The sequence below is a fragment of the Streptomyces sp. genome, from assembly GCF_036566765.1.
Taxonomy (GTDB): domain Bacteria; phylum Actinomycetota; class Actinomycetes; order Streptomycetales; family Streptomycetaceae; genus Streptomyces.
This window is the reverse complement of sequence record NZ_DATCVQ010000093.1, coordinates 1-9,430: the sequence shown is the minus strand read 5'-3', so window position 1 is coordinate 9,430 and position 9,430 is coordinate 1. Positions and strand designations below refer to the sequence as shown.

Sequence of the window (9,430 nt, the reverse complement as noted above, 5' to 3'; positions counted from 1 at the left end):
CAGGTGCTCGACCAGCGCCCGGCCAACCCCCTGTCTGTGGTTCGCCGGATTGACCACGACGTCCTGGACGTAACAGATGTGCTCGTCGTCGGAGACGGTCCGGGCCAGTCCGAGGAGCGATCCCGATCCATCTCGTGCCGTGATGACGAGGTGAGAGTTCACGAGACCGTGACAGAGCTTGTCTACGTCACTGGTGTAGCCCTCCCAGCCGACCGAGTCGTAGAGGCCGAGCATCTCAACAGGATCGAAAACGCCCTCTTCTGCTATGAACATGTCGATCCCCTATGCGCTGGTGCCACTTCTCAACGTCAACTCGACAACACACACTTCGGGCACGTCAAGATCGATTACGGCCTGACCTGGCCGCGGCTCGCTAGCTCCCCGGCTCGTGGACGGGTGCCGGGGAGGCGGACAGGACACGCGGGGGTCTGTGGAGTCCCCCGCAATCGAACGCCGGGATGACGCTCCGCGACGACGCCCCAAGATCTGTGCCAGAACAAACTACTCGCGTACTGAGCCAGCGCCGAACAGGACTACTTCGAACGCCTCACGCCGACGCAGCTTGGCAGCAATCACCCCGCCCACTCGCCGCTCGCCACTCGCCGTTCGCCGCTCACCCGGGCCATGGCCACCGCGCTGGCAGTGACGCGGCCGCGCCAGGCCGCAGCGTGATCCGCAGGGCGCCTCCATCACGTGCGCGCCACCGCGCACTGGGGTGCGCCGCTCCGACCTCTCGGGGGCGGGCTCGTGCGGGGTGACCGCGAGGTCGACGTCGAAGACGCGTCGGACGCCCGCCTCAGTCGCGGCCCTCGCGCAACGGACGATGTCAGTGACCGTGTCCCGGTCGGTCATGCGACGCGAGGAGCGGCGCGAGGTCGGCATCGTCCGTGCGGCAGTCGGACCAGCTCGTGCCGCGTTTTTGGCTGCCGCTGATGATCAGCCATTCCCTCTGGGCGCGGCCCAGGTGGGCGATGGTGATGGCACCAGCGGTGCGCTCCGGGGCGAACCTTGCGTGTGTGCCATCGAGGTTGAGGGGTGCGGGGCCGCTCACTGGAACTCCGTTCCTCAGGGCTCACACAGGCGTACGGCGAGGGCGGCGATGTCGTCGTCGAGGCGTCCTCTGCTGTAGCGGAGGAGATCGCGGTGAAGCGCCGTGAGCAGTTCGTTGGGCGGTGTCGGGGGCTGTCGACGCATCCAAGCTGCCAGCGGGAAGAACTCGCCGTCGCGGGCGCGGGCCTCGGCGATCCCGTCTGTATAAAGAAGCAGCAGGTCGTCTGGGGCGAAGTCGAAGGTGTCGACGCTGTACTGATCGCCGATCAGCTCCGCCAGGCTGAGCAGTGGCGATGGTGTGGCCGTCTCGAGGACACGGAGATTCCCGTGGGTCAGGAGCAGCGGCGGGGGGTGTCCGCAGTTCAGGATGTCGATACGTCTGCCCTCGTGCGGGATCTCGACGAGAAGGGCGGTGGCGAAGCGCTCCATCGGCCCCTCGGGGGGAAAGGCGGCGTTGTAACGGGTGCTGCTGGCGTCCAGCCTGCGTGCGACGTTGACCATGTCGGCCTCACCGTAGGCCGCCTCCCGGAAGGCGTTGACGATCGCCGCGGCCGCCCCCACTGCCGGCAGGCCTTTGCCCCGCACGTCACCGATGAGCAGCCTGACCCCGTATGGCGTGTCGACCACCTCGTAGAAATCCCCGCCGATGCGGGCCTCCGCCGCGGCCGCGAGATACAGCGACTCGATCTCGATCCTGCCGATGCGGCGTGGCATGGGGCTCAGCACCACCTGCTGCGCCGCGTCGGCGACGAGCCGTACCTGGAAGAGAGTGCGCTCCCGCTGGAGCCGGAGATGGCTTCCGTACGCGGCGGCCACGGTGACCGCGACGATCCCAGCGGCCGTCCACCACGTTCCCAGATCGGGGAAGACGAGGCTGAGGCCGATCATCAGAAAGAGGCAGACCGTCCCGAGCAGGACGGTGGGGAGGACCGGCCACATGGCGGCGGCCAGGGCTGGTGCCGCGGGCAGGAGGCGGCTGAAGGCCAATTCCGGCGGGGTGGTGTACGCCAGGCTGGCGATGACGACGGTCAGGATGACCGGCGACAGCCGCACGACTTTCCCCGGGCCGGAGCGCCTACGGTGCCGCGGCCGTCCAGACTCGATCACACGTCCCAGAATATCTACGCAATGAGGGCAAAGCGCTCTGACGAACAGAGTCGGCCACCCCCTGCCGCTCGACGGTCGATGAGTACCCCCTTGGCCCTCGGCACTCAAATTCTGCTGCCGAGCAGCGAGCGCATCCATGCGACCACACCGGGTCCGGTGTGGTCGCATGCCTGGTCAAGCGAAGAGGTCCACGTCGTCCAGCAGACAGACCAGCGCCCCGCCCCAGGCACACCTCCGCGACATTCGTCACGTACCGCTGCCGTCCCGCTACCCTGCGGGCTGATCTGCGGCGCTCGCCCGGGCTGACCAGGCGCTGCACGCCATTCCACCGCACCGCGCCAACCAGCCCCGGGCCCGGATGCGCCCGCGCCCTTTGGGCATGCCCTGCCGCGGCTCCAGCGGGCTGGTGTGGTCGGTGTGCGCGGCGTCGAGGTCGCTGCCCATGCTCGCGCCTCCTTCTGGCCGCGGGTGAGCATCTGGTGGGCGGTGGCGAGTGCGTCGGCCGAGGCGGCGCCGTCGAGCCAGGCCCGCTCGCTGGCCACGACGAGGGCGAAGGTGGCCGGAGCCATCCAGGCAGGCAGGGGGAGGCGCAGCTGGGCGAGGTCCGGCCACCAGCGTTTGAGGGGAAAGCGGTAGCGGTCCAGGCCGTCCGCGGCTTTGAGCACGTCCACGAGGTGCGGTGCGGACCCGTAGGAGCGGTCCTGGGCGGCGGTGAAGTGGTCGTAGGGGATGTCGTGCGGTGCGATCGCGAGAGCCGTTCGGTGCGGCGCGGCCGGCGGCAGCGTGTGCCCGATAGCACTGGTGACTGCGTCGGCGTGGCGGTGGAACCATGCGGCGGCCCGTCGGCCATGGCCCGGATCGGCCCGGTCGTCGCGGCGCCGGCAGTCGTGGACCGCACCGGCCGCACACGCCGCCGCCACGTCGTCGGCGTCCAGCTGGCACTCCTCTGCCAGCAGAGCTGGCGTACAGGCTGGCCCGGGCGTTGTGGCGGATGCCGTGATTGGACTCGGCCTGCTGCTCGTCGGTGAACCAGGAGGCCGACGGCACGAGCATCTGCCCAGGGCGTGGGAAGCTGGGCGCGGTGTGGAAGTCCACCGGCCGGTTACTTTCAATCCATGCCAGCGTTGCGGGGTCCATCGGCTGGTGGGCGGGCAGGCGGCGCTGCTGGGCGAGTTCTCGCAGGCTCCGCTGCAGGTCTGGTGCAGGCATGGTTCTCCTTCGAGCGGATGGGTGCGGGCGTGAAGCTGGGCGTGGCGATCTTGACCATGGGTACGCGGCCGAAGGAGCTGGCCGAGCTCTTGGACTCGGTGCACGGTCAGACGGCGCAGGCCGCTCGGGTGGTCGTGGTCGCGAACGGGTGTGAGCTGCCGGCGCTGCCGCCGTGGGTGCAGACCGTCCGGCTGGCGGAGAACCTCGGGGTGACCGGCGGCCGTAACGCAGCGCTGGACCAGTTGCGGGACATGGACCTGGTGCTGGACCTGGACGACGACGGGTTGCTGGTCGCCGACGACGTGTTCGCCCGAATCGAGGCCCTGTACGCGGCGGACGAGCGGCTGGGCATCGTGGGCTTTCGCATCGCGGACGAGACCGGGTTCACCCAGCGCCGCCACGTGCCGCGGCTGCGGGCCGGTGACCCGATGCGCGGCGGTGAGGTGACCGGCTTCCTCGGCGGCGCGCACGTGCTGTCCACGAAGATGCTTGCCGAGGTCGGGGACTGGCCGGAGGCGTTCTTCTTCGCGCACGAGGAGACCGACATGGCCTGGCGGGCGATCGACGCCGGCTGGAAGGTCATCTACGAGCCGCAGCTGCTGCTGCAGCACCCGCGCACGTCCCCGGCCCGGCACGCGTTCTTCTACCAGGTCAACGCCCGCAACCGGGTCTACCTCGCACGCCGCCAGCTGCCGGCCCTGCTGGTGCCGGTCTACCTCGCGGTGTGGGTGGTCCTCACGCTGGCCCGCACCCGCAGCCTGACCGGGTTGCGGGCCTGGTTCGGTGGCTTCGCCGAGGGCTGGCGCACGCCGTGCGGGCCGCGCACGCCGATGCGCTGGCGCACCGTGTTCACCCTCGCCCGCCTCGGCCGGCCCCCGGTGATCTGAGCCGTTCACGCGACCAGGGCCGCGGCCTCGGCCCGCAGCCACCCCGGGATCGTGTCTCCGGCGTCCGCTCCAGCCAGGCCAGGTAGCGCTCCACGCCGTCCTCGATACCCACCCGCGGCGCCCAGCCCAGCACCTCTCTCATGCGGGTGATGTCGGCGCACGCGCCGAGCGGGTCGCCCTGCGGCCTGGGCGTCGAGACGATCTGAGCGCCCGGATGGTGGCGGCGCACCAGGTCAGCGATGTGGCGGATCGTCGTGGCGCGTCCGGTGCCGGCGTTCACCGTCGCGCGGTGTGCAGAGGCGCGGACGGTCGGCGGCCAGCAGGGTGGCGTAGGCGATGTCCTCGACGTGGACGAAGTCGCGGACCTGCGTCCCGCCGCCGTTGAGGTGGAGCGGCAGGCCGAGCGCGGCGCGCATCGCGAACCACGCCACCACCCAGCTGTGGCTGTTCTCCTTGATGACCTGCGGCTCGCCGTAGACGGAGAAGTACCGCACGATCGCGTGGCTGTCGGTGTCGCCGCTCAGGGTGAGGGCGGTCTGGTGCTCGCCCCACAGCTTGGTGTTCGAGTACACCGACCCGGGGAGGAGCGGTTGGTCCTCGTGGAAGGTGGCGGCTCCGGTGCCCAGCCCGTAGAAGCTCGCCGAGGAGACGAACACCAGCCGCTGCACCGTCCGGTGGTGGCGGGCTGCGGCGTCCAGCACGGTCTGATTGCCGGTGATGTTCGCATGGAGCGCGGCGGCAGGGTTGCGCGTGCGTTGGACCGCGATCTGCTCAACATCAAGGCCAGCGGACCCGGTCAGGGCCTGCGCGCCTTCCGGGACCCGGAGGCTGTCGAGGACGGCGACGATTGACGGCGGCGCACCGGCCCGCTGGGCCACTCGTTGCATCCCGTGGAGGCCAGGCACCCGACGCTCCGGGGCCGAGGCGAGGAACGCCGAGCTGGACTCAGCACTGGCTCCACGAAGCGGGCACGAACCGTCCGGTACCCCCCGCAACGGCTACTTCCAGATGGCCGGCACCAGCAAGGCGCTTGTGGCCACCGTGGTCCTGCAACTGGTCTACGAGGGCAGGCTTTCGCTCGACGACGCGGTGGACCGCTGGCTGCCGGGCCGGGTGGACGGCAACAGCAACAGCAACAGCAACAGCAACGACGGACGCCGGATCACCGTCCGTCAACTCCTCCAGCAACCAGCGGCATCCACGACGACGATCTCCCCGGCTACACACAAACCGCCCCAGCACCCAGACCCGCGCCCCCGCGCGGCCTCAGAGGGCGTGACTCTCCAGCGCGGTGGGACATGGTGTCGAACCGAGATACTCGGGGAGTCCCGGCAGCCTGCCCGGCCCCCACCGCCGCCAGAGATGCCATGGCCGCTGAGGCGGCTGCCCCTCCGGGCCGGTCCTCGGATGCACTATGCCAAGTGGCAGTCGATCGGCGGCGAGCTGACGGTGGGGCATGTCGCCGCGTACGAGAAGCCGACAGTCAGTCAGCCGACGCGGGCGACGGAAGGAAACCACCGATGCGCTCTGCCCGCATTCTTTTCGCCACGACGGCCGCCGCCGGCACCCTGGCGCTTGCCGTCCCCGGAGGCTACGCATTCGCCGCTGGGGACTGGGACGAGGACGGCTCCTCCCAGAGCCAGGAGCACGACAGGAAGGACCACGACAAGCCGAAGGGCGGCATCCACACCGGCTCCGGAGCCCTCTCCCTCACCAACGCCGACGACTGGTCCAAGGACCACGAGAAGAAGGACCACGACAAGCCCAAGGGCGGCATGCACACGGGCGGAGGCGGACTCGACGGTGCCGGCACGAACGTGACCGGCGCAGTGGTGCTTGCGGGCGGCCTGGCCGCGTTCGTTCTCCACCGCCGCAGGAAGGCCGCCGACTCGGCATCGTGACCGGCCGCCGGACGCAGGGGCCCCTCAGGTGGCCCCTGCGTCGGGGGCATCCGACTTTCCCTCCCCGGACCTGCCGCCTCCCCTCGAAAGGTTGCCCTGGTGACCACCCGACCGGACTCTCCCGCCGGCCGCCCCCGCGCTGGCCGGATCAGGCGATGGGTCGTCCCTGCCGTGTTCTGGACACTGGTCCTGAGCCTCTTCATCGTGTTCGGTCCGGACGTGCTCCGACACGACTCCACGGCACCGGCCGCCACAGCCCCAGCGGCCACACCGGCTCCGGCGCCACCGTCCACTGCGGACGCGGCAGGCCGAGCCAAGGGCGCTGCCCGCGTCTCCGGTCCGACGATGCCGAGGTCGGCTCCCACCCGCCTGAAAATCCCCAAGATCGGTGTCAACGCGCCTTTCACCGGTCTGGAGATCGGCCCGTCCGGCGCACTGGAAGCGCCCCCGGCCGACGACACGAACCTGGTCGGCTGGCACACCTCCGGGATCACGCCCGGCGAGCGGGGGACCGCGCTCATCGCCGGACACCTCGACACCGCAACCGCCCCGGCCGTCTTCGCCCGGCTCGGCGAACTGTCGTCCGGAGACCGCTTCGAGGTCCGCCGCGCCGACGGCAGCACCGCCGACTTCCAGATCGACTCGGTGGAGAGCTTCCGCAAGGACGACTTCCCCGACCGGCGCGTCTACGACGACACGCCCGACGCTCTCGTACGGCTCATCACGTGCGGGGGCGCTTACGACCGTGAGGCGAAGGACTACACCGAGAACCTCGTCGTCTTCGCCCACCTGGCCCCCCGCACCTGATCTACCGCCACCGGCTCCAGCCCGGTTGACCAGCAAGAGGAGCATCAACGCGGGCTCGTCCAAGGGCGCCTCGGGCTTACCCATGCCGCCGGCGGGAGGCTCGCCCGGTCGGCGCCGCAGGCGCGACAGCCAGCCACCGACTTTCCGCTCGGGCACCTCGTGCCCCTGCGCTCGCCGTCGTCCCGGTCCTCCGTCTCGATGGCTTTCGTCTCGCCATCGATGGCACGGGACACCTGCCCGCCGCCCCGCCCGCCGCCCTGCCCGTCGGACCTTGACGTCCCGCCTCGGCCGAGGCCGATCTGGTTCCGACCTCAAGTGATCCGGTCCGATGCGCCGAGCGTCTCGCATGATCTGGTTCGTCAGACGACTGGCGTCAGGTATCACGGGACCTGATGGTGCCTCGACGCTTCAACATGACGGGCGCTCCTGTCGATGTGAAGTCCTGGCCGTCCGTAAATGGCTGGCCCGCAATCTGATGCGGTGGCATGCTCCGCGGAGCCGGGCCGTCAGTGCCCGCACCGAGGGGTGGCGAGCGCGTACCGCTGGTCGCGGTGGTGCCGTGACGTCGCGCCCTTGCCGGAGGGGTCGCCTGACCGCGCACGATCTGTCGGAGAGGAAGCAGCGGTGACCGTCACTACGTCCAGGCCGTCCGAGTCCGAGCCCGTAGTCCGTACGGCGGCCGGAGCCCTGCGCGGCAGCCGGGAGGCGGGGCTGGTCGTCTTCCGGGGCATCCCGTACGCCGAGCCGCCGGTCGGCGCGCTCCGTTTCGCCGCGCCGCGGCCGGTGCAGAGCTGGGACGGCGTGCGGGCCGCGGTGTCGTACGGCCCCCCTCCCCCGCAGTCCAGCGTGCTCGGTACGGACGCGCAGGCACCGGAGACGGCGGGCGATGGCTGGTTGACCGTCAACGTCTGGTCGCCCGAGCCGGGCCCGGGAGCGTCTCTGCCCGTGATGGTGTGGATCCCCGGTGGGGGCTACGTGATCGGCGCGTCCAGTCTCCCTGAGTTCGACGGCGGCCGCCTGGCCCAGGGCGGCGTCGTGGTCGTGACGCTCAACTACCGGCTCGGCATCGAGGGTTTCGCACAGCTCGAAGGTGCGCCTGCCAACCGGGGCCTGCTCGACCAGGTCGCCGCTCTGCAGTGGGTGCGCGACAACATCCGGGCGTTCGGCGGCGACCCGGACCGGGTCACGGTCTTCGGCCAGTCGGCGGGTGGCGGATCGGTCGCCGCCCTGCTGGCCATGCCACGGGCGGCCGGGCTCTTCCGCCGGGCTGTCGCGCAGTCCGTGCCGGGCACATTCTTCTCCCCCGAGCTGGCCGCCGACATCGCCGCCGCCTGCGCCGCCGAACTCGGGGCGCGGCCCACGGCAGCCGAGCTGTCCACGGTGGCCCCGTCCCGGCTGCCCGCCGCAGCCGACGCGATCTCCGCGAAGATCGGACAGTGGCGGGAACGCTGGGGGCAGATCACGCACCGGCCGATCCCCTTCGCACCCGTCGTCGACGGTGACGTTCTGCCGGCCACTCCCTGGCAGGCGCTGGCCGACGGCGCCGGCCGGGACATCGACCTCCTCGTCGGCCACGTCCGTGACGAGCACCGGCTGTTCAGCCTGATCGACGGCGTGCTCGGCCAGGTGACGCAGGAGCAGGCCGAGACCGCCCTGCACATGCTCGCCCCGGGCCCGGACGGCGCGCGAAGGTACCGCGAGGGCTTCCCGGACGCCGGTCCGGAGGAGCTGTACGAACTGGTCAACGGCGACTGGCTGTTCCGCATGCCGACCCTCCACCTCGCGCAGGCCCACACCGCTGCCGGCGGCCGCACCCACGTCTACGAGCTGACCTGGCAGGCTCCGGGTATGGGCGGCGCCCTCGGCGCGTGCCACGGCCTCGACGTGCCACTCGTCTTCGGCAACCTGGGCAGCGGGCAGCCCGCCCTGCTGATCGGCGAGCCCCCATTCCCGGAGGCCGAGGCGCTGTCCGCGCAGATCCGCACCGCGTGGACAGCGTTCGCCGCCGGCGGCGACCCCGGCTGGCCCGCGTACGACCCCGAACAACGCCTCGCACAGCTCTTCGGCACGCGACCGGCTGTCACCGCCTATCCGGAGGAGACCTCCCGGGAACTGTGGCAGAACCACACCTTCCCGGCGCTCCCCCTCATCGGCCGGTAGCGGAGCGGCGAAGCAGCGGAACCAGGCCGGGGCGACCGGGACGCACCCGCCGGCCCGAGGTCCCGGGACCAGATCAAAGGGAATCTCCGACGGACAGGCACCTCAACCGACCCGGTCGCCGCAGGCCGCAGCCCCGCTCACGGACAGCTCGTTGGGTCAGCTCTTCGCCCGCGCCGCGATGCCGTCCAGTACCCGGTCGAGGCTCCACGCGTACTGCTCGTCGGAGACGGACTGCGCGATCGTGTCCGCCGCCTCGGCCGTGCGCGGGTAGCCGTCGGCGGGGATCGCGCGGAGCTGCTCCCGGCGGGT

Annotated in this window: 9 protein-coding genes and 1 pseudogene; 5 read left to right on the top strand and 5 right to left on the bottom strand. The window is 71.0% G+C overall.

Going from position 1 to position 9,430, the window contains the following annotated elements; translation table 11 throughout:
• From VIU94_RS05190 to VIU94_RS05175, 4 genes are all read right to left on the bottom strand, one after another.
• Positions 1 to 273: GNAT family N-acetyltransferase (locus VIU94_RS05190; protein ID WP_331908005.1), on the bottom strand; the 273-nt coding region annotated here is incomplete at its 3' end.
• Positions 274 to 826: 553 nt separating this feature from the next.
• Entirely contained in the window at positions 827 to 1,051 is a 225-nt protein-coding gene (locus tag VIU94_RS05185) for a hypothetical protein (protein WP_414720890.1), read from the bottom strand.
• 14 nt (positions 1,052 to 1,065) lie between these two features.
• Positions 1,066 to 2,157, bottom strand: a complete 1,092-nt coding sequence (locus VIU94_RS05180; protein WP_331908003.1) for a PP2C family protein-serine/threonine phosphatase — start codon at positions 2,155 to 2,157, stop codon at positions 1,066 to 1,068.
• Positions 2,158 to 2,261: 104 nt separating this feature from the next.
• The gene (locus VIU94_RS05175; RefSeq protein WP_331908001.1) at positions 2,262 to 3,077 is read right to left on the bottom strand and encodes a hypothetical protein; all 816 of its coding nucleotides are present in this window, start codon (positions 3,075 to 3,077) and stop codon (positions 2,262 to 2,264) included.
• A gap of 306 nt (positions 3,078 to 3,383) precedes the next feature.
• Between VIU94_RS05175 and VIU94_RS05170 the strand changes: the two genes are divergently transcribed.
• Entirely contained in the window at positions 3,384 to 4,253 is an 870-nt protein-coding gene (locus VIU94_RS05170) for a glycosyltransferase family 2 protein (protein ID WP_331908009.1), read from the top strand.
• Between the two features lie 233 nt (positions 4,254 to 4,486).
• Here VIU94_RS05170 and VIU94_RS05165 read toward each other — a convergent pair whose 3' ends face one another.
• The gene (locus tag VIU94_RS05165; protein WP_331907999.1) at positions 4,487 to 5,140 is read right to left on the bottom strand and encodes an SDR family oxidoreductase; all 654 of its coding nucleotides are present in this window, start codon (positions 5,138 to 5,140) and stop codon (positions 4,487 to 4,489) included.
• 121 nt (positions 5,141 to 5,261) lie between these two features.
• On the opposite strand from VIU94_RS05165, the pseudogene VIU94_RS44615 reads away from it, so the two are divergent.
• The 4 genes and pseudogenes from VIU94_RS44615 to VIU94_RS05145 all read left to right on the top strand — a co-directional run.
• Positions 5,262 to 5,378: pseudogene (locus VIU94_RS44615) on the top strand (serine hydrolase); the annotation flags it as partial.
• 395 nt (positions 5,379 to 5,773) lie between these two features.
• Positions 5,774 to 6,154 carry a hypothetical protein gene (locus VIU94_RS05155; RefSeq protein WP_331907997.1) on the top strand — a complete coding sequence of 127 codons (381 nt, stop codon included), beginning with the start codon at positions 5,774 to 5,776 and terminating at the stop codon, positions 6,152 to 6,154.
• 99 nt (positions 6,155 to 6,253) lie between these two features.
• Positions 6,254 to 6,961 carry a class F sortase gene (locus tag VIU94_RS05150; protein ID WP_414720889.1) on the top strand — a complete coding sequence of 236 codons (708 nt, stop codon included), beginning with the start codon at positions 6,254 to 6,256 and terminating at the stop codon, positions 6,959 to 6,961.
• 624 nt (positions 6,962 to 7,585) lie between these two features.
• The gene (locus VIU94_RS05145; protein ID WP_331907995.1) at positions 7,586 to 9,121 is read left to right on the top strand and encodes a carboxylesterase/lipase family protein; all 1,536 of its coding nucleotides are present in this window, start codon (positions 7,586 to 7,588) and stop codon (positions 9,119 to 9,121) included.
• Positions 9,122 to 9,430 lie beyond the last annotated feature (309 nt).